General features: G+C 72.6%; 18 protein-coding genes and 2 pseudogenes. 6 read left to right on the top strand and 14 right to left on the bottom strand.

The genetic code is table 11. The features are described 5' to 3' along the window. Positions 1-4 precede the first annotated feature (4 nt). The 13 genes and pseudogenes from Sm713_RS36095 to Sm713_RS36035 all read right to left on the bottom strand — a co-directional run bounded on the left by Sm713_RS36095 (position 5) and on the right by Sm713_RS36035 (position 14,888). On the bottom strand, positions 5-664 hold the full coding sequence (locus Sm713_RS36095; RefSeq protein ID WP_212914152.1) for a 1-hydroxy-2-methyl-2-butenyl 4-diphosphate reductase: 660 nt from the start codon (positions 662-664) through the stop codon (positions 5-7). After that, entirely contained in the window at positions 664-2,676 is a 2,013-nt protein-coding gene (gene shc / locus Sm713_RS36090; protein WP_212914151.1) for a squalene--hopene cyclase, read from the bottom strand. The genes Sm713_RS36095 and shc overlap by 1 nt, the downstream gene beginning before the upstream one ends. A 126-nt stretch (positions 2,677-2,802) precedes the next feature. Beyond that, the gene (locus tag Sm713_RS36085) at positions 2,803-3,999 is read right to left on the bottom strand and encodes a polyprenyl synthetase family protein (RefSeq protein WP_212914150.1); all 1,197 of its coding nucleotides are present in this window, start codon (positions 3,997-3,999) and stop codon (positions 2,803-2,805) included. Then, complete coding sequence (hpnE, locus tag Sm713_RS36080; protein WP_212914149.1) at positions 3,996-5,459, bottom strand: hydroxysqualene dehydroxylase HpnE; 1,464 nt, start codon at positions 5,457-5,459, stop codon at positions 3,996-3,998. The genes Sm713_RS36085 and hpnE overlap by 4 nt, the downstream gene beginning before the upstream one ends. Before the next feature lie 136 nt (positions 5,460-5,595). Then, positions 5,596-6,558 (bottom strand): presqualene diphosphate synthase HpnD, encoded by a 963-nt coding sequence (gene hpnD / locus Sm713_RS36075; protein ID WP_212914148.1) that lies wholly within the window; start codon positions 6,556-6,558, stop codon positions 5,596-5,598. Continuing rightward, the gene (gene hpnC, locus Sm713_RS36070) at positions 6,555-7,430 is read right to left on the bottom strand and encodes a squalene synthase HpnC (RefSeq protein ID WP_212915075.1); all 876 of its coding nucleotides are present in this window, start codon (positions 7,428-7,430) and stop codon (positions 6,555-6,557) included. Before hpnC ends, hpnD begins: the two co-directional genes overlap by 4 nt. Positions 7,431-8,059: 629 nt before the next feature. Further along, positions 8,060-8,266: pseudogene (locus Sm713_RS36065) on the bottom strand (ABC transporter ATP-binding protein); the annotation flags it as partial. Positions 8,267-8,363: 97 nt separating this feature from the next. Next, positions 8,364-9,296, bottom strand: coding sequence for an ABC transporter permease (locus Sm713_RS36060; protein WP_212914147.1), 933 nt, complete (start codon positions 9,294-9,296; stop codon positions 8,364-8,366). Between the two features lie 128 nt (positions 9,297-9,424). Then, positions 9,425-10,444, bottom strand: a complete 1,020-nt coding sequence (locus Sm713_RS36055; protein ID WP_212915074.1) for a glycosyltransferase family 2 protein — start codon at positions 10,442-10,444, stop codon at positions 9,425-9,427. Between the two features lie 62 nt (positions 10,445-10,506). Beyond that, entirely contained in the window at positions 10,507-11,286 is a 780-nt protein-coding gene (locus tag Sm713_RS36050; RefSeq protein ID WP_212914146.1) for a CDP-alcohol phosphatidyltransferase family protein, read from the bottom strand. Further along, positions 11,264-12,328, bottom strand: coding sequence for an iron-containing alcohol dehydrogenase family protein (locus Sm713_RS36045; protein ID WP_212914145.1), 1,065 nt, complete (start codon positions 12,326-12,328; stop codon positions 11,264-11,266). Before Sm713_RS36045 ends, Sm713_RS36050 begins: the two co-directional genes overlap by 23 nt. Beyond that, positions 12,316-13,068: a sugar phosphate nucleotidyltransferase gene (locus tag Sm713_RS36040; protein ID WP_212914144.1), complete on the bottom strand. Its 753-nt coding sequence runs from the start codon at positions 13,066-13,068 to the stop codon at positions 12,316-12,318. The genes Sm713_RS36045 and Sm713_RS36040 overlap by 13 nt, the downstream gene beginning before the upstream one ends. Further along, positions 13,065-14,888 (bottom strand): DUF5941 domain-containing protein, encoded by a 1,824-nt coding sequence (locus Sm713_RS36035; RefSeq protein ID WP_212915073.1) that lies wholly within the window; start codon positions 14,886-14,888, stop codon positions 13,065-13,067. The genes Sm713_RS36040 and Sm713_RS36035 overlap by 4 nt, the downstream gene beginning before the upstream one ends. Positions 14,889-15,300: 412 nt before the next feature. Here Sm713_RS36035 and Sm713_RS36030 point away from each other — a divergent pair, with 412 nt between their 5' ends. From Sm713_RS36030 to idi, 3 genes are all read left to right on the top strand, one after another. Further along, positions 15,301-16,353: a UDP-glucose 4-epimerase gene (locus Sm713_RS36030; protein ID WP_212914143.1), complete on the top strand. Its 1,053-nt coding sequence runs from the start codon at positions 15,301-15,303 to the stop codon at positions 16,351-16,353. Positions 16,354-16,529: 176 nt separating this feature from the next. Continuing rightward, positions 16,530-17,465 carry a cation diffusion facilitator family transporter gene (locus Sm713_RS36025; RefSeq protein ID WP_212914142.1) on the top strand — a complete coding sequence of 312 codons (936 nt, stop codon included), beginning with the start codon at positions 16,530-16,532 and terminating at the stop codon, positions 17,463-17,465. A 676-nt stretch (positions 17,466-18,141) separates the two neighbouring features. Continuing rightward, complete coding sequence (gene idi, locus Sm713_RS36020) at positions 18,142-18,735, top strand: isopentenyl-diphosphate Delta-isomerase (protein WP_212914141.1); 594 nt, start codon at positions 18,142-18,144, stop codon at positions 18,733-18,735. 50 nt (positions 18,736-18,785) lie between these two features. Here the strand turns inward: idi and Sm713_RS36015 are convergent. Next, a pseudogene (locus tag Sm713_RS36015) lies at positions 18,786-19,283 on the bottom strand (ATP-binding protein); the annotation flags it as partial. Between the two features lie 253 nt (positions 19,284-19,536). Here Sm713_RS36015 and Sm713_RS36010 point away from each other — a divergent pair. The 3 genes from Sm713_RS36010 to Sm713_RS36000 all read left to right on the top strand — a co-directional run bounded on the left by Sm713_RS36010 (position 19,537) and on the right by Sm713_RS36000 (position 21,530). After that, the gene (locus tag Sm713_RS36010; protein ID WP_212914140.1) at positions 19,537-20,364 is read left to right on the top strand and encodes an enoyl-CoA hydratase/isomerase family protein; all 828 of its coding nucleotides are present in this window, start codon (positions 19,537-19,539) and stop codon (positions 20,362-20,364) included. A 6-nt stretch (positions 20,365-20,370) separates the two neighbouring features. Next, on the top strand, positions 20,371-21,240 hold the full coding sequence (locus Sm713_RS36005) for a hypothetical protein (RefSeq protein WP_212914139.1): 870 nt from the start codon (positions 20,371-20,373) through the stop codon (positions 21,238-21,240). Positions 21,241-21,389: 149 nt separating this feature from the next. Then, on the top strand, positions 21,390-21,530 hold the full coding sequence (locus Sm713_RS36000) for an LPFR motif small protein (protein ID WP_283249857.1): 141 nt from the start codon (positions 21,390-21,392) through the stop codon (positions 21,528-21,530). Positions 21,531-21,613: the final 83 nt, after the last annotated feature.

The following is a 21,613-nucleotide window of genomic DNA, read 5'->3' as shown; positions in this document are numbered from 1 at the left end:
GAGCTCACCTCCGAGGGAGCAGCACATTACGGTGCCATTCAAAGAAAGTGGGAAGTACGGCACGGAGGACACGGAAGGCTGATATTCCCCCGCGCACCGTGCTGATACGGACAAGTTCGTGCTCTGGAGCGTCCACGACCACCCGGACGGCCGCAACCGGACGGGGTCCCACCCGGCTCGCGCTGTACAGCGTGGCCGCGGACTCCATGTCCACCGCGATCGCGCCGGTGGCCCGCAGGTCGGCGCGCTCCGCGCCGCGCACCACGTGGTCGGACCCGATGAGCGGCCCGGTGTGCACGGTGTGCCCGGCCGTCGCCCGGCCCAGCAGGTCGACCAGCAGCCCCGTGCCCGTGCACGGGGTGGTGCCGCGCGGCTCTCGGGTCTCCTCGGCCACGATCACGTCACCCGGGTGTATCCCGGGTGCGAGCCCGGCGCAGAAGCCGGCGGCGATCACGGGTGCGTCCCGCAGCTCCGGCGCCGTCAGGGCCTGGGTCACCGCGCGGTCGGCGGCCTTCGGGCCCATCCCCGTGCGCAGCACGGTCACGGGCCCGAGGGCGCCGCCACGGGTGGAGGAGCGCAGCGCGAACTGCTCGATGCCGAGCGCGCAGGCGATCAGCAGCGGCGCTGGCCCTGGCGGGCCCTGGGACGCCGAGGTCTGGGCCATCAGCTCCCCTTGCCGGAGAAGGGCTCTCCGTGGACGTAGCGGCCCAGTGCGGTGAGGGGGAACACCTGGCGGTAGAGGTGGTAGTTGATGGAGAAGTCCCAGGGGAAGCCGGTACCGGTGAAGTACGGCTCGTCCCAGGAGCCGTCCTCGCCCTGGGTCTCGGCCAGCCAGGCCACGCCGCGCTCGACCGCCTTGGACTCCCGCTCGCCGGCCGCGAGCAGCGCCATCAGGGACCAGGCGGTCTGCGAGGCGGTCGACTCGCCGCGGCCCGACCACTCGGCCACGTCCCGGTAGGAGCGCAGGTCCTCGCCCCAACCGCCGTCGTCGTTCTGCACCTGCTCCAGCCAGGCGACGGCGCGCCGGATCGCGGGGTGCGAACCGGGCAGCCCGGCCTGCACCAGCGCAGGCACCACGGAACCGGTGCCGTACACGTAGTTGACGCCCCACCGGCCGAACCAGGACCCGTCCTTCTCCTGCTCGGCGAGCAGCCAGTCGATACCGCGCCGGGTGCGCGGGTCGTGCGCCTTGCCCTCGACGGCGAGCATCTCCACGACGTGCGCGGTGACGTCCGAGGACGGCGGGTCGATGACCTCGCCGAAGTCGCAGAACGGCAGCCGGTTCGGGAAGGCGCTGGTGTTGTCGACGTCGAACGCGCCCCAGGCACCGTTCCTGGACTGCATGCCGAGGTTCCAGCGCACCGCGCGCTCGATGGCACGGTCGACGCGGTCCTGCTGCGGGTGCTTCACCCGGCGCAGCGCGAGCACCACCTCGGCGGTGTCGTCGATGTCCGGGTAGTTGTCGTTGTCGAACTCGAAGGACCAGCCGCCGGGCACGAGGTCGGGCCTGCGGACCGTCCAGTCACCGGGCCGCACCACCTGCTCGGCGAGCATCCAGTCGGCGGCCTTCACCAGCTGCGGGTGGTCGGCGGGCACGCCGGCGTCGGCCAGCGCGATGGTCGCCAGGCAGGTGTCCCACACGGGCGACTGGCAGGCCTCGATCATCCGGGCGCCGTCCTCGCGCCACACCGCGTACCGGTCCAGGGACGCGAGGCCCTCGCGGAGCACCGGGTGCTTCAGGTCGTAGCCGAGCAGGTGCAGCGCGATGATCGAGTAGACGGCCGGCGGCTGGATGCCGCCCCAGCAGCCGTCGTTCTCCTGCCGTTCGATGATCCACTGGGCCGCGCTGCGCATGGCGGCCTTGCGCAGCCGGCGCGGCGCGACCTTGTGGTAGGCGTGCAGCGCCTTGTCGAGGCGCTGGAAGACGCCGTCCCAGCTCGCCACCGGGGCCAGCGGCTGATGGGGGTTCGGGTCGCGGGGGTGGGCGTGCAGCTCCGCCAGCGGGAACGGCGCGGGGCGCACGGGCTGCTTCGCGGAGACGATGGTGAGCGGCACGATGGTCTGCCGCGCCCAGCAGCCGAAGTCGTAGATGTTGAGCGGGAACCACTTGGGGAAGTAGATGAGCTCCGGCGGCAGGTCCGGCAGGTCGTCCCACTTCCACCAGCCGAAGAGGGCGAGCCAGATCCGGGTGAAGACCCGGCTCGCGGCGACGCCGCCCTGCCCGCGGATCCACGCGGAGGCGCGGGCCATGTGCGGCTCGTCGGGCGCGTCCCCGGCCAGCCGCAGCGCCACGTACGCCTCGATGGTGGTGGAGAGCTCGCCGGGGCCGCCGTAGAAGGTGGCCCAGGTGCCGTCCTCGCGCTGCTCGCCGCGGATGAAGAGGCCCGCGGCCTTGGCGGTGTCCGTGTCGAGGATGCCCAGGAACTGGCGGAGCAGCAGGTCCTCGGCGTCCATGGTGACGTTGGTCTCCAGGTCGCCCTTCCACCAGCCGGCCTCGTCCTGCCGGGCGAGCAGGAAGTCGGTGGCCCGCTGCACCGCACGGCGGGCGGTGTCCTGGGCGGTGGCGGCGGCTTCGGGGGCCGCGTCCTCCTCGTTGTCGGCGGTGGTGGTGTTCTCGCTGGCCGAGGCAGCGCGGGGCGGTACCGCTCCGGTGCTTCCGTCGGTCGTCGCTGTCATGGCTTCCCCTTCATGCAGTGGTTCTGCCGGGTCCGCCGTCGGTCGTCCCGTGGGACACCGGCAGGCGACTCGCTACGGGTGGTGGAGTGCCGTCCGAGGACGGCAGGTGCATCCGGCCGATACCGATCATCTCTTCCGCACAACGACGAAGTCGGCGAGCGCGACCAGCTCCGCGCGTACCCTGCCCGGCATGTCCACGGCACTGAGCGCCTCGATGGCGATGGTGTGCTGGCGCCGCGCCTCCTCGCTGGTCCACCGGCGGCCGCCGGCCTCCTCGATCAGCGCGGCGCGGGTGGCGAACTCCTCCTCGGAGAAGTTCTCGAAGTCACTGCTCTTGGCGTCCTCCGCGAGCAGCTCGCCCAGCCGCTCCGAGGCCGGGCCGCCCGCGGCGAGCGCCGCCACCACGGGCAGCGACTTCTTGCGCTGGCGCAGGTCGCTCCAGGTCTGCTTGCCGGTGGCCTGCGGGTCGCCCCAGATGCCGAGCAGGTCGTCCACCGCCTGGAACGCGAGGCCCAGGTGGTAGCCGAAGTCGGCGAGGGTGTCCGCGGCGCGGTCGTCCGCGCCGCCGAGCACGGCGCCGATGGAGACGGCGCAGGCGAGCAGGGCGCCGGTCTTGTTGCCCTCCATCTCCAGGCACTCCTCGACGGTGACCCGCTCGCGGTGCTCGAAGGAGATGTCCTGCGCCTGACCGTCGATCAGCGCCCGGGTGGCGGCGATCAGGCGGCGCGCGGCGCGGCCGGCCTCCACGGTGCCGAGCTCCAGCAGGACCTCGTTGCCGAGCGCGAAGAGGGCGTCGCCGACCAGGATCGCCTGGGAGGGCCCGTGCACCTTCCACACGGTGTCCCGGTGCCTGCGCTGCTCGTCGCCGTCCATGAGGTCGTCGTGGAGCAGCGAGAAGTTGTGCACCAGCTCGACGGCGACCGCTGCCGGCACGCCCACCTGAGGGGCGGCACCGGCGGCCTGGGCGGAGAGCACGGCGAGCGCGGGGCGCACCGCCTTGCCGCCGTCGCCCTCCGCGGGATTGCCCTCGGCGTCGATCCACCCGAAGTGATAGGCGGCGACGGTGTCCATCGGCGGCGCGAGGCGGTCGACGGCGGCCCGCAGGACCGGGGTGGTCAGCGTACGGCCACGCTCCAGCAGCGAGGCCACATCGACCGTCTCGGCGGTGTACTCGCCCGGGGGCACAGTGGGCACGGTCTCTCCTTCTGTTGCAGTGCCGGTGCCGGCCGCGGCGACGGCACCGCCGGCGAGTCCGGCGGTGCCGTTGCGGGGCGCGGCGGTGGCGGAGGTCCGGGTGACCGCCCCGTGCAGTTCGGGTGTCATGCCGCCTCCTCGTGAAGGTGCGCGCTCGGGCGGCCGAGGGCGGTGAGGGCGGCGCGTGCTGCGGAGATCCCGCTGCGCACCGCGCCCTCCATCGTCGCGGGCCAGCCCGTGGCGGTCCACGCACCGGCCAGGTAGAGGCCGGGCGCTTCGGTGCGGGCGCCGGGGCGGAGCCTGCCGACGCCGGGGGTGGGGGCGAACGTGGCCGTGCGCTCCCGGGTGACGAAGAAGTCCTCCACCCGGGCCGTGCGGGCGGGCGGCAGCAGCCGCTCCAGCTCCGGCAGGAAGCGCGCCCGCAGGGCGGCGACCGGCTCGTCGACGATGTCCTGCGCCGCCGACTGCGACAGCGCCAGGTACTGGCCCTTCGTCAGGCCCGACGCCTCGGTGCGGTCGAAGACCCACTGGACGGGCGAGCCGATCGCGGCGAAGAAGGGCCGCCGCAGGACCGGCCGGTCGTAGACAACGTGGAGGTTGAGGATGGGGGCGGTGCCGATGGCGAGCAGCCGGTCGGCACCGTCGAGGGCACCGGCCGGCAGCAGCGTGTGCGTCTCCCGCTGAGCGGTCGCCAGGACGACGGTGTCGGCCCGGATCCGCTCGCCGGGAACCTCCACGGTCCAATACCCGTTCTCACTATCGGGAGTGTCCGACGTCGATGACGACCGCGATACGGAGGTGACGCGTGTTCGCAGTTCGGTACGGACGCCCGCGGAGTCGAGCGCCTTGCGCGCGAGCGAGTCATGGATGTCACCGAGGGGCACCCGCGCCCAGCCGATGTCGGCCGCGCCGGGCTCGGACAGCAGCCCGGTCTTGAAGACCTTGGCCGCCAGTGCGAGTGAGGCGTCGCCCGCGGGGGCGTTCAGGGTGGCCACACCGACCAGGTCCCACAGCGCCTCGATCGCGCGCGGCGACTGCCCGTGCCGCGCCAGCCAGCTGCCGAAGTCCTGACCGTCCAGGGCGGGGTCAGCGGGGTCGAGCCGGCCGAGGGCCAGGGCGGCACGGCCCACCTTGGCGCGTTCGGCGAGCGAGAGGTGCGGGTAGGTCGCCAGGCTCTGTGCCAGATGCAGCGGTACCGGAAGAGCGGTACGGCTCAGCCGGCCCAGGCGTGGTCCTCTCGAAGACGACGCGGTAACCGCAGCGTCGAGTACGGGAACGTCCAGGCGTCTTTGCAGCGGCGCGAGCGAAGTGGCCTCGACGCGGTCGAGAAACCACTGGTACGCCGTGCAGCAGCGCAAGTAGACGTGCTGGCCGTTGTCGACGGTCAGCCCATCGCGCTGGAACGAGAAGGCGAGCCCGCCCAGCCGCGGGCGCCCCTCCAGCAGGGTGACCTGCATTCCGGCATCGGCGAGCGCCAGTGCCGAGGTGATCCCGGCGAGCCCGCCGCCGACCACTACGGCGGCCGCCCTCCCGGGGCGGCCTTCGGCATGGGTGTCGGCAGGGGCGGACTGCGTGGTGTCCTCGCTCATGCACGCTCCTTGCCGGCCGGCTCCGGGACCCGCTCGGGTCCCTCGGGTCGGGCCGTCTCAATCTGGGACGCGGTGTGCCCGCGCGAGGTTGACCGGCGCCGTGAGCGAGGTGGGCGGTGCGTGCTGCGCACATGCATCATGCACGCCTCCTGACGCTCTGCCGGGAGACGGTACGGGAGACATGACGGGCGTCGACGCCCGACAGGCCGCGCACTGCCACGTATGCCTTCTCATGGCCGGGCAGGGAGACCCGACCGCGGAGCACGGCGCCCGGGTCGCGCTCGATGCGGTCCAGAAGTCTGCGGTAGATCCCGGCCATGGCGGCGACGCAGGCACCGCTGCGGCGGTCGAGCATCGGCAGCAGCCGGTAGCCCTCGGCGAACAGCGCCCGTGCGCGGCGCACCTCGAAGTGCACCAGCCCGGGGAAGTCGGAGCCGGCCGGCGGTGTGGGCCCCCCGAAGCCGGCGGAGCAGCCGAACTTCCCGAGGTCGTCGGCGGGCAGGTAGGTGCGTCCGCCCTCGGCGTCCTCGCGGATGTCCCGAAGGATGTTGGTGAGTTGCAGGGCAAGGCCCAGCGTGTCGGCGTACTCCGAGGCGTGCTCGACGCTGTCCGCGCCCGGCTCGGTGCCGAACACGCCGAGCGACAGGCGCCCGATGGCTCCGGCGACACACCGGCAGTACAGCTTGAGGTCGTCCCAGGTCTCGTAGGTCGCGCCGCGGACATCCATGAGAACACCGTCGATCAGCTCGTCGAGCCCGTCGAGCGGGATCGGGAACTGCTGGGCCGCATGGCTGAGCCCGACGGCCACCGGGTCGGTGTCGTCCTCGGCCACCTCGCCGGCCTGGACCCGGGCCAGCACGGCACGGGTGGCGTCCAGTCGCTGTTCCTTGGCTTCCGGGTCGAGGTCGCCGTCGCCGATGTCGTCCACCCGGCGGGAGAACGCGTACAGCGCGGACATGGCCCGGCGCTTGGGCGTCGGGAGCAGCCTGATCCCGTACGCGAAATTCCGGGCCTGCTGCCCGGTGACGGCCTCGCAGTAACTGTATGCGGCGAGTACCGGCGCGGACACGGGCTGATCGAGCTCCACGGTCCGACTCACCCCTTTCCTCGCAGAGTCGCTCCCACCTCGCGCAGCAGCTGAACCTTGCCCGCCTTGGGTGGTCTGGGAAGTACGTCGTAGGAGACGGCCTCGATGGCGCGGACCGCCGCCCGCCCCCCGCCCACGAACCCCGCGAGCAACAGCTTCAGCCTGCCGTGGACGCTACCCACGAGGGGGGTCCCTTCATTCAGCAGGCCTCTGGCGCGGTCCGCCTCGAAGGCGATCAGCGCGCGCACCGGCTCGCCGGCCGTGGCCGCGGCGAGGTCCTCCTCCTGGACCTGATGCCGCTTCATGTCCTGAGCGGGGAGGTAGATGCGGTCGCGCCGCAGGTCCTCCGAGACGTCCTGCAGGTGCTCGACGATCTGCAGGGCGGTGCAGACGGCGTCGGACAACCGGATCCGCTCGGGCGTCGCGGTGCCGGTGATGGCCAGAACCAGACGGCCGACGGGGTTGGCCGACAGCTCGCAGTAGGCCAGCAGGTCGTCGTAGCTCTCGTAGCGGCCCACCAGCTGGTCCTGACGGTTGGCCGCGATCAGCCCGAGGAAGGGCTCGGGGCTGATGGAGTGCCGGTGCACCGTCGGGGCGAGCCTGCGCAGCACCGGGTGCCGGGGACCGTCCCCCGTGCGCTCGAAGATGCGCCGCAGGTCCGCCTCGAAGGCGTCCAGCATGGCGATGCGGTCCTCGGCCTCCTCGGTGCCGAGGCCCAGATGGCGGGCATCGGCGCCACCGGGGGCGAGGTCGCCGTCGCCGATGTCGTCCACCAGGCGGGCGTAGCCGTAGACGGCCATGAGGTCGTCCCGCCAGGCACGCGGCAGGAAGAAGGGCGCCACAGGGAAGTTCTCGTGGGCCGCCTTGTCGAGCGTGCCGCGCACGACCGCCTCGGTGCCCGCGGCCCCGCCCTCGGCGGCTTCCCCGGCGGCTGTCCCAGCGCCCGCGGCCTCGGATCCCGTCACCGCGTGCTGCCCGGCGCGGGGACGGCACAAGCGCCGCGGAGCTGGGGACTTCCCGTAGCCATTGCCGTCACATCTCCCGTTCTACACTGCCGACCCAATACATCCTCTTTCGGACACGCCGCCCGGGCCTGCACTCCGCGCCCCGTCCCCCGCGCCGAGGCGTCGGGCGTTATCGCCCCAGTTGGCGCCTTTCAGCACCGCTACAGCTTACGTTGTACAACGCATCAGAGATCGTCGGGGTGTCCTGCACATCACAAGAACACACCGATCGGCGTCAAGATTCCAACATCGACCGGGAAGATCGGGAAACGCTTTTCCGGACACCCTTCGGACGGCGGCGGATCAGATCCGTGTCAATACCACGCAGTTGACCGCAAGTTGGTCCCGCACGTGCGGCCGGGCTGCCTGACGTGCTCCGACGGCTCCAGCCCGGGTCGTTGGCGGATTCTCTACTGGTGGGATGGATCACACCGGTGGGCCGGAATACCCCGCGCCACGGGCAGGGCACGGCAACATGGCCGGATTCCCCCTACCGGTCCCCGCGGGCGCTACTTCTCCGTGAACTTCTCGTACGCGTCGAGCACCTCGACGGTGGGTCCGTCCATGCGCAGTTCGCCGCGCTCCAGCCAGAGCACCCGGTCGCAGGTGTCGCGTACGGACGTGTTGTCGGAGCCCACCAGGGAGACCGTTCCGGCCTCCTCGTTCAGCTCCCGGATGCGTTCCTCGAACGCCCCCCGGAACGTGCGGTCGCCGGTCGTGGGCCAAGCCCGTCGCGAGGCGGCGCCGTTGACGCGGTGGACGGCGTGCGGTTCGTCCGCGATGAGGGCGGGGACGTGCGCTCCGGTGTCCCGCTCAGCCACGGCCGTACTGCTCCTCGGCCCTCCAGAAGTACACGAATCCGCCGCCGATGAGGAGCACGGCCCAGGCCAGCGCGACGGCCCAGACGTGCGGCGGCAGGTTCGAGGAGCCGTAGCCGTCGATGAGGGCGTAGCGCATCAGGTCCATGTAGACGGCGGCCGGATTCCACTGCAGGACGTCGGCGATCCAGCCCGGCCGACCCTCCAGCATCACGGGGATGGAGAACATCACGCCCGAGGCGTACATCCAGGTGCGCAGCACGAACGGCATCAGCTGGGCGAGGTCGGGCGTCTTGCTGCCCAGCCTGGCCATGATCAGCGCGAGGCCGGTGTTGAACAGGAACTGCAGGAAGAGCACGGGCAGGATCAGCAGCCAGGACAGGCCGGGGTAGCTGCCGAAGGCGATCGTGATCACGAACAGCACGATCATCGAGAACAGCAGCTGCTGGAGCTGCTGGAGCGAGAAGGAGATGGGCAGCGAGGCCCGGGGGAAGTGCAGCGCGCGGACCAGGCCGAGGTTGCCCGAGATCGCGCGGACGCCCGCCATCACCGAGCTCTGGGTGAACGTGAACACGAAGACGCCGGTCACCAGGAACGGGATGTAGACCTCGTGCGGCATGCCGCGGCTGGCCTGGAGGATGAGCCCGAAGATCAAATAGTAGACGAGCGCGTTCAGCAGCGGGGTGGCGACCTGCCAGACCTGGCCCAGCTTGGCCTGGCTGTACTGGGCGGTCAGCTTGGCGCTGGAGAAGGCGAGGATGAAGTGGCGCCGCCCCCAGAGCCGGCGGACGTACTCGGCCAGGCCCGGCCGGGCGCCGCTCACGGAGAGTCCGTACTTGGCGGCCAGTTCCGCGGGGGCAAGTCCGTCGTCGGGTGACGACGGGCCGGAGCCCACCGTGACACCGGCGTCGTGTGCTGTCTCACTCACAGGCGGATGCTTTCGTCTTCTTCGGCCCGGTCTTCCCAGGCGCGGGAGAAGCCCGGGGCCTTGGCGTGTGCGGGGCCGCCGGCCCTTCACGGCACGGCCGGCCACCCGCTGCTACGGATTCGAGCTTCTCAGATGATGGGGGGTCGGCCCAGTCGGGTCAGCCGCCACACGGTGCGCCACTTCATGGGCCGGCGCGGCCCGGACGGCGTCGTCCAGCCCTCCCGGAAACCGCCGAACCAGGCCCTGAGTCCGGCCCGCGACGGCCGCCTGAGCAGCGTCAGCAGCAGCCAGACCGCCAGGTAGGGAGGGACCAGCGGGGCGGGAAGGTTGCGGCGTGCCAGCCAGACGCGGTTGCGGGCCACCATCCGGTGGTAGACCGCGTGCCGTGACGGGGCGGTGGTGGGGTGCAGCAGGACCAGGTCGGAGCGGTAGTCGATCTCCCAGCCGGCATCCAGGGCACGCCAGGCGAGATCGGTCTCCTCGTGGGCGTAGAAGAAGTCGCCGGGCAGCCCGCCGACCTCGGCGATGACCTCCGTGCGCACGGCGTTGGCCCCGCCGAGGAACGTGGTCACGCGGGAGGAGCGCATCGGGTCGGAGGCGCGCAGCCGGGGGACGTGGCGGCGCTGGGTGAGGCGGGTCTCGGGGTCGGCGATGCGGAAGCTGATGATGCCGAGCTCGGGGTCGGCGGCGAAGGCCTCCCGGCAGAGCTGGGCGGTGTCGTGGTGGGCGAGCAGGCCGTCGTCGTCGAGGAAGAGCAGGATGTCCACGTCGAAGGGGCCGCTGCCCACGGCGTCGCCGATGAGGGGCTCGGGGGCGCCCGCCCCGTCCGGGTCCCCGGCGCCGGTCGCGCCGGGACCGACGGTGGAGGCGCCGACGGGGACGCGTACGGGGGCGCCGGTCGGGGCGCCGGTGAGCTCGTCCGCCGGCACGGCCCGGTCGGAGCCGCTGCGGAAGGCGGCGATGCCTACGTTGCGGCCGCCCGGAATGCCGAGGTTCTCGGGCACCTCCACGGTCCGCACGGGGCAGGACAGGCCGGAGACGTCCGGTACCGGGGAGCCGTTGCCGACCACGACCACCTCGACCGGATCGCCGTCCTGCTTGGCGATCGAGTCGATGAGTGCGCGCAGCTCGGCCGGGCGGGTGCCCATGGTGATGATCACCGCACCCACCTTCAGCGGCCTGCTCTCGGTGGCAGCGCTCACGGCCGTCCTCACTTCAGCCTGCTGGACGCCATGATGGAGACCAGGTGGAGCAGGGTCTGCACGAGCGCGATGGCGGCGAGCACGGCGGTGCCGAGACGGGTGAAGAACAGGTCTCCGCGGGCCGCGTCGATGACCGCGAGGACGAATATGAGCATCGAGGCCTCGATGCCGAGGACCAGCCGGTGGAACCTGAGGGCCGCAGCGGCCCGGCGCACCAGCGCGACACCGGAGGAGCGCGGCTCGCTCGCGGCCTCCTTGACCGGCGGCAGCCCGCCCTGGTGGCGGGCGACCCCGACGAGGTCGGTCTCCGCCTTGATCAGCACGGCGCCGAGCGCGGCGAGCGTGCCGAGGAAGGCCCACAGCCAGTCGATGCGCCCGGTGCCCCAGGGGTCCGAGGCACGCAGGCCGAGGCCGACCAGGACGGCGGCGTCGCACAGGTAGGCACCGACCCGGTCCAGGTAGACCCCGCCGAGGGAGAACTGCTTCTTCCAGCGGGCGACCTCGCCGTCCACGCAGTCGAGCAGCAGGTACAGCTGGACCGCGATCAGGCCGAGGACCGCGCCCGGGATCCCCGGCACCAGCAGTGCCGGGGCGGCCAGGACACCGAAGAAGGTCATCAGGTACGTGAGCTGATTGGGCGTGACCCTGGTGCCCACCAGGTGCCGGTCGATCCGGAGCGAGACCTCCCGCATGTACAGGCGTCCCGCCCAATGCTCACCGCTGCGCCGGTCCTTCACCCCTTCGGGGTGAACGACGGGGCGGAGTTCAGCTACTGATGGCCTTGGCATAGTCGGTGTATCGGTCCTTGATCTGGTGGGTGGACAAATCGAGGTGCTCGAGAATCGTGTAACGGCCGGGGCGGGTCTGCGGCGCGAACTCCACCACCTGGACGAACTCGTCAGCCGTGAAGCCGATCTCCTCGGGCAGTACGGGCAGCCCGTGCTGGCGCAGCACGCCGACCATCTGCATGGCCATCGCGTGGTCGCCGCGCAGGAAGGTGGCGAACGCACCGCCCAGACCGCACTGCTCCCCGTGCAGGGCGCTGCGCCTGGGGAAGGTCAGGTCGAACGCGTGGCTGATCTCGTGGCAGGCACCGGAGGCCGGGCGGCTGTCGCCGGCCACGGCCATCGAGATGCCGCACAGCACCAGAGCCTCGGAGAGCGTCGTCAGGAAGTCGTCGTCCCCGATGCCTCCGGGATGGCGCAGCACGGCCTCGGCGGCCTGCCGGGCCATCGCGGCGGCGAGCCCGTCGACGGGCTCGCCGGTCTCGCGGTGCGACAGCTCCCAGTCGGCCACGGCGGAGATCTTGCAGATCACGTCGCCGATGCCGGCCCGGACGTAGCGCACCGGTGCGTCGCGGATGACGTCCAGGTCGATGACGATCCCTATCGGGTTCGGCACCCCGTACGAGCCGCGGCCCGCGTCGTTGTCGAGCGTGGCCACCGGGGAGCACAGGCCGTCGTTCGCCAGGTTGGTGGCGACCGCGACCAGCGGCAGGCCCACCCGTGCCGCGGCGTACTTCGCGCAGTCGATGACCTTCCCGCCGCCGAGCCCGACGATCGTGTCGTAGTGGCCCGCCTTCTTGATCGAGTCGGCGAGCCGGACCGCGCCGTCGATGGTGCCGTCGGCGTCGTCGAACCAGTCCGCGCCGGGCAGCGCGGGTGCGAAGCGCTCGCGCAGGGCCTGCCCGGAGCCGCCGCTGATGGCGAAGGCCATCCGGCCGGAGGGGGCGATGCGCTGGTCGGACAGGATCTCGGCCAGGTCGTCGAGCGCGCCCCGCCGGATGTCGACGACGACGGGTGAGGGGATCAGCCTGGTCAGTACAGGCATACGATCTCCCGTCCCCGGGCCAGGTCGGCGTGGTTGTCGATCTCCACCCACGGCACGTCGCCGATGGGCGCCACGTCGATCCGGAAGCCGCGATGGACCAGCTCCTGGTAGCCGTCCTCGTAGTAGAGCTGGGGGTCCCGCTCGTAGGTGGCCCGCAGGGCGTCGGCCAGCTCCGCGGCGGCGGCGGCCTCGATGAGGGTGACGCCGATGTACTCGCCGGTGGCCTCGGCGGGGTCCATGAGCTTGGTGATCCGCTGCACGCCCTTGGCCGGGTCGGCGACGACCTTCATCTCCTCGTCGGCCAGTTGCTTGACGGTGTCCAGCGCGAGGACGACCTTCTTCTCGCCGTCCCGGGCGGCCAGCAGCTCCCGCTCGACCGAGACGGGGTGCACGGTGTCGCCGTTGGCCAGGATCACGCCCTCCGCGAGGACCTCACGGGCGCACCACAGGGAGTAGGCGTTGTTCCACTCCTCCGCCTTGTCGTTGTCGATCAGCGTGAGCCTGACGCCGTACGCGGCCTCCAGTGCCGCCTTGCGCTCGTACACGGCCTCCTTGCGGTAGCCGACGACGACGGCGGCCTCGGTGAGGCCGACCTCGGCGAAGTTCCGCAGGGTCAGGTCGAGGACGGTGGGGCCGTCCTCTATCCCCGCACGGCCGACCGGCACCAGAGCCTTGGGGAGGCTGTCGGTGTAGGGACGCAGGCGCCGTCCGGCGCCGGCCGCCAGCACGAGGCCGATCATGCGGGTTCTCCTTCGTCGTGTACGGCGGGGGCTCCCGACGGCATCCGGGTGATCCAGAAGCGGATGCTCTCGGTGAGCACCACGAGGGCCACGAGCACGGCCAGGGCCGTGAGCGCGGCGGTGAAACCGGTGGCGGTGAGCCCCGCGGCGAGAACAGTGACCAGGAGTGTCCGGCCCTCGTGCCCGCCGATCGAGCGCACCAGCCAGGTGGGCGGTGCCCCGGCGTTCCCGCGGATGCGGTACACCGTGTCGTAGTGATGGTAGGCGACCCCGGCCACCAGGCCGAAAGCTGCGGGCAAGGCCCCGTTCACCTGTGCGTGGGCCGCGAGCGCCAGGACGGTGCCGTATTCGGCGGCGCGGAAGAAGGGCGGCACCAGCCAGTCCAGGGGGCCCTTCAGGGGGCGCGCGATGGCCAGACCGCTGGTGGCGCAGTACAGGCAGGCCGCCACGATCGGCCAGGCGTCCCCGAACGGGGTGAGGGCGCTCACCGCGACGACGGCCGCACCGCCCAGCAGGGCCGCCGCGGGCGACGTGAACGACGGCAGCCGGGGTGCGACGCGCTGCGCCGCGGCGGAGAACGCCTCGGCGAGCACCCCGCAGTCGGCGAGGTCGGTGAGCGCCCGCGCCGCACGGTCGGTCCTGGCGGCGCGCCGGGTCAGCGAGCGCAGTACCCGGCCCGCGGTGGTGTAACAGGCCGCGAACGCCGACCCGATGAGCAGGACCACCAGGGTGATCCGGGGCGTCGCGGCGGCGGTGAGCACGGCTATCAGGGCCCAGCGCTCGCCGATGGGCAGCACGATCATGCGGCGCAGCCAGACGGTCCAGCCGACGCTGTCGAGACGGTCCGAGAGCGCGGCGGTGGGGCTGGTGTTCGCGCTCGCGTCGTGGTTGGCCTCGTTGAAGGAGAAGTCCACGACGTGCCGGCAGGTCTGGAGCACCATCGCGCCGAGCGCCAGCGCCCACACGTCGTCGCCGTTGCTCGCAGCGCCGAGCGCGAGGCCCGCGTAGAAGGCGTACTCCTTGGCACGGTCGAACGTGGCGTCGAGCCAGGCGCCGAGCGTCGAGTACTTGAGCGCGTAGCGGGCGAGCTGCCCGTCGGTGCAGTCCAGCACGAAGGAGGCGAGCAGCAGGATGCCCGCGGCGATGTAGCCGCCCCGGGTGCCGGTCGCCGCGCAGCCGGCCGCGATCAGGGCGGTGAGCAGCGAGGCGGTCGTCACCTGGTTGGGGGTCAGGCCGCGGCGGGCGCACCAGCGGGCCAGGTAGCGGGAGTAGGGGCTGACGCAGAAGGTGGTGAAGAAGCCGTCGCGCGCCTTCACCGCGCTGCGCAGCCGGACGTCCTCCTCGTCCACGGCGGCGACGGCCTGCCGGGCCTCGTCGGCGGCCTCCTGGTCGCCGGGGACGGCGGCGACGAGCGAGCCGAGCTCCGGGCGGTGCACCTGCGTGCCGGTGGCCTCCAGAGCGGTTGCCAGGCGGTCGGCGGGCGCGTCCGCGAGGGTGGCGGCCGGCCCCCCGGGGCCGGCCCCCGCCTCGTCGCGCAGCGCGTGGTCGAGCGCGGCCCGTGCGCCGGCCTGGACGGCGACGGCGCCGGGCACCGCTCCGGCCGGGAAGCGCGGGTCGGTCAGGCCGAGCCGCAGGGCGTGACGGTGTCCCACGAAGCGGCTGTCGACGACGGCGACGCGCTGGCCCGCCGGGGTGCCGGCGAGCGCCTCCCGGGCGTCCGCGGTGCCGGCGGCATGGCGCACATCGAATCCGATCGACCGCAGATCGCCTTCGAGCGACGATCCGGGGACCGGCTGGCCGATGAGGATGGCGGTCGACAGACGAACTCACTCCTTGGGTGCCGGCGCAGGGGCACCGGGGCGTGTGCGGGGCAAGGGCGCTGCCGGCCTGGACGGCCGGTAGGCATGTCGGCAGAGGTTATCGGATGCTGGACGGCAGGCGTTCACCGACCGTTCATGTACCGATCAACGGAGTGCGACATTCCGGTCTCTAGTGGTCGGCTCGGGCATCAGGGCGGCGGAACGGGAGCAGCCGCGACCCGGCCAAGCCCAGCGTTACACCCGGCCAGGGGCGCGAAGGCGTACGACGCGCGCCCGGGGCGTGAGCCGGTGATGGCAGGGCGCCGCCTGGCGAGCGCAGGAGCCGGCGGGGCGCCCGGCAGCGGTGGGGCACCGGCGCAGGCGGCGGGCCGGGCCGCCTTCCGGCCCCGCGGCCCGGCATAGTCTGGCGCCCATGACGTGGCTAATCACCGGCGGAGCCGGATACATCGGAGCCCATGTGGTGCGGGCCATGACGGGCGCGGGCGAGCGGGTGGTCGTGCTGGACGACTTCTCCTCCGGGGTGCGCGAGCGGCTGGCGCCCGGGGTGCCGGTGGTGCGCGGGTCGGTGGCGGACGAGGGGGTGCTGAAGCGGCTCTGCGTGGAGCACGAGGTCTCCGGTGTGGTGCACCTCGCGGCGCACAAGCAGGTCGGCGAATCGGTCGAGCAGCCGCTGCGCTACTACCGGGACAACGTCGGGGGCCTCACGACGCTCTTGGAAACGGCGGCCACTGCGGGTGTCACCCGGTTCCTCTTCTCCTCGTCGGCCGCCGTCTACGGCAACCCGGATGTGAATCTGATCACCGAGGACACGCCCTGTGCCCCGATGAGCCCCTACGGCGAGACCAAGCTCGCCGGGGAGTGGCTGGTCCGCGCGGCCGGGCGGGCGCACGGCATCCGGACGGCCTGCCTGCGCTACTTCAACGTCGCCGGGGCCGCCGAGCCGGAGCTCGCCGACACCGGCGTCTTCAACGTGATCCCGATGGTCTTCGACCGGCTCACCCGGGACGAGGCCCCGCGGATCTTCGGGGCCGACTACCCGACGCCGGACGGCACCTGCATCCGCGACTACATCCATGTCGCGGACCTCGCGGACGCGCACCTGGCCGCGGCCCGCCTGCTCACCGCCGAGGGCGCGGCGGATGCTTCGCGCGCGCCGGGCGCGACGGGCTCGGAGGGTGCGCCGGGCGTGCACGGCGCGGACGGCGCCGGTGACGTCACGCTGAACATCGGCCGGGGCGAGGGCGTCTCCGTGCGGGAGCTGATCAGCCTCGTCGGCGAGGTCACCGGCGACACCCGGCCGGCCGTGGTCGAGGCGCGCCGCCCGGGTGACGCGCCGCGCGCCGTGGCGTCGGCGCAGCGGGCCGCGGAGGTACTGGGCTGGCGCGCCACGCGCGGGGTGCGCGAGATGGTCGAGTCCGCCTGGCGCGGCTGGCTGCTGCACCATCCGGGGGCGACTGCCGGGTGAGGCCCCGCCGGCCGGGGAACACTGGCGTCGACGCTCTGACCTGGGCTTCGTTTTCGCAGGTCAGGACAGTGACAACGGTGTTCAGTACCAGGTTGCCCGGAATTGCGCGCCCGTAGTTCACTGAAGGCGTCCGGCAGATCTTGGACGTCCACTCGGCGAGGCGGAGGCAGCGGCACATGGGGGCTGGGCACGATCACGGGCATGCGCACGGCGCCCACACGGGCACCGTGGCGCACGCCTACCGCGGGCGGCTGCGGATCGCGCTGTCGATCACGCTCGCCATCACGTTCGCGGAGATCGCCGGCGGCCTGCTGGCCGACTCGCTGGCACTGATCGCGGACGCGGCGCACATGGCCACCGACGCGCTGGGCCTCGCCATGGCGCTGCTCGCGATCCACTTCGCCAGCCGCCCGCCGACCGGCAGACGCACCTTCGGCTACGCCCGTGCGGAGATCCTGGCCGCGCTCGGAAACTGCCTGCTGCTGCTCGGCGTCGGCAGCTACGTGGTCTACGAGGCGATCAGCCGGTTCATCACGCCCATCGCGACCACCGGTGGCGTGGTGGCGGTCTTCGCCGCGTTCGGCCTCGTCGCGAACCTGGTCTCGCTCCTCCTGCTGATGCACGGCCGACGGGAGAGCATCAACGTCCGCGGCGCCTTCCTGGAGGTGACCGCCGACGCGCTGGGCTCGGTGGCGGTGCTGGTGTCCGCGGCGGTGATCCTGACGACCGGCTGGCAGGCCGCCGACCCCGTGGCCTCGCTGCTGATCGCCCTGATGATCGTGCCGCGGACCGTGAAGCTGCTCCGCGAGACGCTGAACGTGCTGCTGGAGGCAGCGCCCGAGGACGTCGACATGAGCCAGGTGCGGTCCCACATCCTGGCGCTGCCCGGTGTGGAGGACGTGCACGACCTGCATGCCTGGACGATCACCTCCGGTATGCCGGTGCTCTCCGCGCACGTGGTGGTCAGCTCGGAGGCGCTCAGCGACATCGGGCACGAGCGGATGCTGCACGAGTTGCAGAACTGTCTCGGGGACCACTTCGACGTGGCGCACTGCACCTTTCAGCTGGAGCCTGGGGGGCATGCGGAGCATGAGGCTGGGCTCTGTCTCTGAGGGGGCCCCTGACGGGGCCGGTTAGCCGGGATGGGCGGGTGCCCGGGGCCGGTCGGTTCCCCTTCCCCTGGCGGGGGGCCTGGCGGGCGGCCGTCCCTGGCGGGGGCCATCCCTGGCGGGGGCTGGGGTTTGTGGCTTTGGGGTGCGGGGCTTCGGCGACAGGGACTGCCCCCTTGGGCTGTGGCGATGTGCGGGGTTCGTCGTGGCTGGTCGCGCAGTTCCCCGCGCCCCTCTCAAGGCGCTCCGCACCCCACCAGGTCCGCCTGGCAGCCCCAAACGACCACGACCGCCCCCTCACGGCCGTGGCGGACTGCCGGTCTCGTCGTGGCTCGTCGCGCAGTTCCCCGCGCCCCTTTCAGGGCGCTTCGCGCCCGACAGGGTTGGAGTCTTGTGTACAGTCGCCCCCCGCGCCCCCGGGTGCGGCCGTGCGCCGGGGGCAAGGGCGCGTGGGGGTGCGGGGCGGCGCTCTGCTCGTAAGGGGACCGCGTGGTGTCGCGGGTGCGTCCATGGGGGTGGTGTGGACGGTTCCCGGGTGGGGTGCGGGGGCATGTTCAGGTCTCCGGCACGCCCGGCGGGCCCGCCCGTGCGGGACGGGACATGCGGGGGCCCGGCCGGTACCGGGAGTGTCGGCACCGTACGGCAGACTTGAGGTTCGATGACGAGGCGAAGGATGGGTATGGCGATCACACCTGCCACCGCGGACCACCGTGCACCGGAGGGTTCCGCTGACGCGATCCTGCTCGAGCTGGTCGACGAGGACGGCACCACGATCGGCACAGCGGAGAAGCTCGCCGCCCACCAGCCGCCGGGCCGGCTGCACCGCGCCTTCTCCGTGTTCCTGTTCGACTCCGACGGCCGGATGCTGCTCCAGCAGCGGGCCCTCGGCAAGTACCACTCCCCCGGCGTCTGGTCGAACTCCTGCTGCGGCCACCCGTACCCCGGCGAGTCACCCTTCGCCGCGGCCGCCCGCCGTTCCCACGAGGAGCTGGGTGTCTCGCCCTCGCTGCTCGGCGAGGCCGGCACGGTGCGGTACAACCACCCGGACCCGGCCTCGGGTCTGGTCGAGCAGGAGTTCAACCACCTCTTCGTGGGCCTGGTCCGCCGGCCCCTGCGGCCGGACCCCGACGAGATCGGCGCGACGGCCTTCGTGACCGCGCAGGAGCTGGCCGAGCGGCATGCTCAGGACCAGTTCTCCGCCTGGTTCATGACCGTGCTGGAGGCCGCGCGGCCCGCGATCAAGGAGCTGACCGGGCCCACCGGCGGCTGGTGAACCGGCCCTCCGACGGCGCGCCGGCGCCCCTGGCCGCGGCCGTCCAGCGGAGGGCTCAGCGGCAGGGCGGCCCAGATGATCTTTCCGCCGTTCGCGGTCTGGGCGACATCGCAGACGCCTCCGGCCTCCCGGGCGATCTCGCGGACCAGCAGCAGCCCGCGCCCGCCGGTCTGACCGTGGTCGGCCACCAGCGCGGTGGGCCGGTAGGGGTGGTTGTCCTCCACGGACACCCGGACCCACTCGGAGCCCACGCCGACCTCGACGGCCAGTATCGGTGAGAGCAGCGCCGCATGGCGCACGGCGTTGGTGACCAGCTCGGAGACGATCAGCAGCAGTCCGTGCAGCACCTCGTCGCAGGCCGGGACGCCCTGCCGGGCCAGCAGGTCCCGCACCGCGTGCCTGGCCTGGGGCACCGAGGCGTCGACGGACGGGGCGGTGAAGCGCCACACGCCCTCGTACGGCTGGGCGGTCCCTCTGCCGCCCACACCGGGTGGTGCTCCCCTGCTGCCCTGGGGGAGTGGACGGTCTCTCCACCCGTCGCTGTCCATGGTCAGCTCGCCGTCCTCACGCTCGGTTGTCAGCACATGCCGAGTGTCGGGAACCCGGGGCGCCGACACGAATGTCTGCACAGAAGTCGGCGTGTATCGACGGGAATCGACCATCGGCGCCTGGCGGGGACGGTGTGGTGAACGGTCCTGTCCGCGTTTCTCCCACTTGCGGTCTTTTTCGGGTTGTACGGGTTTTCGTCACGCTCCGTAGCCACCAGCGAGGCCGGGGGTAGGCCCCCGATAGCATCCGGGCATGGAGCCACGGCTACTGCACAGCGTCGACGCCGGTGTGGCCACCGTCGTCATCCACCACCCGGCCAGGCGGAACGCCATGACCCCCGGCATGTGGCAGGCGCTGCCGCCGCTGCTGGAGAAGCTGGCCGCCGACCCCGAGGTGCGGGTCCTGGTCCTCACCGGCGAGGGCGGCACCTTCTGCTCGGGTGCCGACATCGCCTCGCTGCGGGAGCCGGAGGACGCGGCGCCGGACGCCCTGGGACCTCCTGAGCTCGCCGTGCTCGCGGAGGAGGCCCTCGCGGCGTTCCCCCGGCCCACCCTGGCGGCGGTGCGCGGCCACTGCGTGGGCGGCGGCTGCCAGCTGGCGGCGGCCTGCGATCTGCGCTTCGCGGACGAGAACGCGCTCTTCGGGGTCACCCCGGCCCGCCTCGGCGTGGTCTACCCGCCGGGCAGCACCCGGCGCCTGGTCGATCTCGTCGGGCGCGCCACCGCCAAGTACCTTCTCCTCTCAGGCGAGTTGATCGACGCGCCGGGCGCCCTGCGGACCGGGCTGGTGAACGAGATGCTGCCGGAAGGCCGGCTCGGCGCGCGGGTCACCGAGTTCGCCGGGATCCTGGCGTCCCGTTCGCAACTGACCCAGACGGCCGCCAAGGAGTTCATCGCCGGCCTCCCCCACGACCGTGGGACGTACCCCCAGGAGCGCGCCGCCCTGTGGGCCGAGGAGGCGCGGGCCAGCGGCGAGACGGCGGAGGGGGTGGCCGCCTTCCTGGAGCGCAGGCCACCGCGGTTCCCCTGGCGGCCGGGACCGCCCCGAACTGGAGGGCATACCAACCAGTCAGTAACATGACAGCCCATGACCTCCACAACGCTGCCCGAGCGCGCCGGGCGCCGCTGCCACAACGTTGTCAACCCGCTGCACTCGACCCACTACTTCTCCCCCGATCTCGGCCACGAGCTGGCCGCACTGGGCATCGAGGACCCCAGCGCCGCCTACCTCGCGGCACGCGCCGCGGCACTCGGACCGGTGGGCGCGGGCACCGTTGCGGCCACGTTCTACAACTTCAACCCCGAGCTGGTCGCCCGGCACCTGCCCGGGGTGTGGCGGAAGGCGTCGGTGGAGCAGGTGCTCGCCGCGCGGGAGCGGGCCGTGGACGCCACGCTGCGGCGGCTGCTCGGTGACGAGGTGGTCGGCTCCCCCGCCATGGCAGAGGCGGCCGACCTGGCGCTCCGCGCCACCGAGGGCTGCACCCGTCCGGCCCGCCCGCTGTACGCGGCCCACGCGGACCTGCCGGTGCCCGGCGCGCCGCACCTCGCGTTCTGGTACGCGGCCACCCTGCTGCGGGAGCACCGCGGCGACGCGCACCTGGCCGTACTCCTCGCCGCGGAACTCGACCCCGTCGAGGCGCTGATGACCCACACGGCCACGGGCAAGGGCATGTCGCCCAAGTGGGCGATCGGCACCCGCGGCTGGAGCCGGGCCGACTGGGACGCGGCGGCCGGGCGCCTGCGGGAGCGCGGGCTGCTCGACGCCGACGGCGGGCTGACCGATGAGGGCGTGGAGTTCCGCCGGGGCATCGAGGTCGAGACCGACCGGCTGGACCGCGGCCCCTACGAACGGCTGGGCGCGGCCGGTGTCGAACGCCTCACCGAACTCGCCACCGGCTTCCTCATGCCGGCGCTCGCGGCCGGAGCCTTCCCCGAAGGAATGCTCGGCCGCAACTGAGGTACTCGAATCCCCTCCGGCCGGGGTCGCGTTGGCCCCGCACCTGCGTGCCCCGGAACCACGCCCCGTCGACGACGGGCCCGGGGCCCGCGCCGGAACCACGCCGGATCCGCAGCGGATCGCGGCGACCACAAGGGAAGGGGATGTTCGTGCTACGTGCCATTGCCGACGTACTGCGCCAGATCGCGGGTGCCATCGCAACGGTGGTGACCCTGCCGTTCCGCGCGGTCGCCCGCCTGTTCGGCGGCCTGTCCGATGCGGGCCGGGGCGGCCGGACCCGGCGGATCTGACGCCTGAGCCCTGCGCCGGGTTCCCCGCGGCTCGCGAGGGTGCCCTGGGCCCGGGCTGTCGGTGCCGCCTGCCACAATTGCCG

This window comes from Streptomyces sp. TS71-3, from assembly GCF_018327685.1.
Classification (GTDB): Bacteria; Actinomycetota; Actinomycetes; order Streptomycetales; family Streptomycetaceae; genus Streptomyces.
Note: the sequence above shows the minus strand (reverse complement) of the source record. Positions and strands in the feature narration are given on the sequence as shown.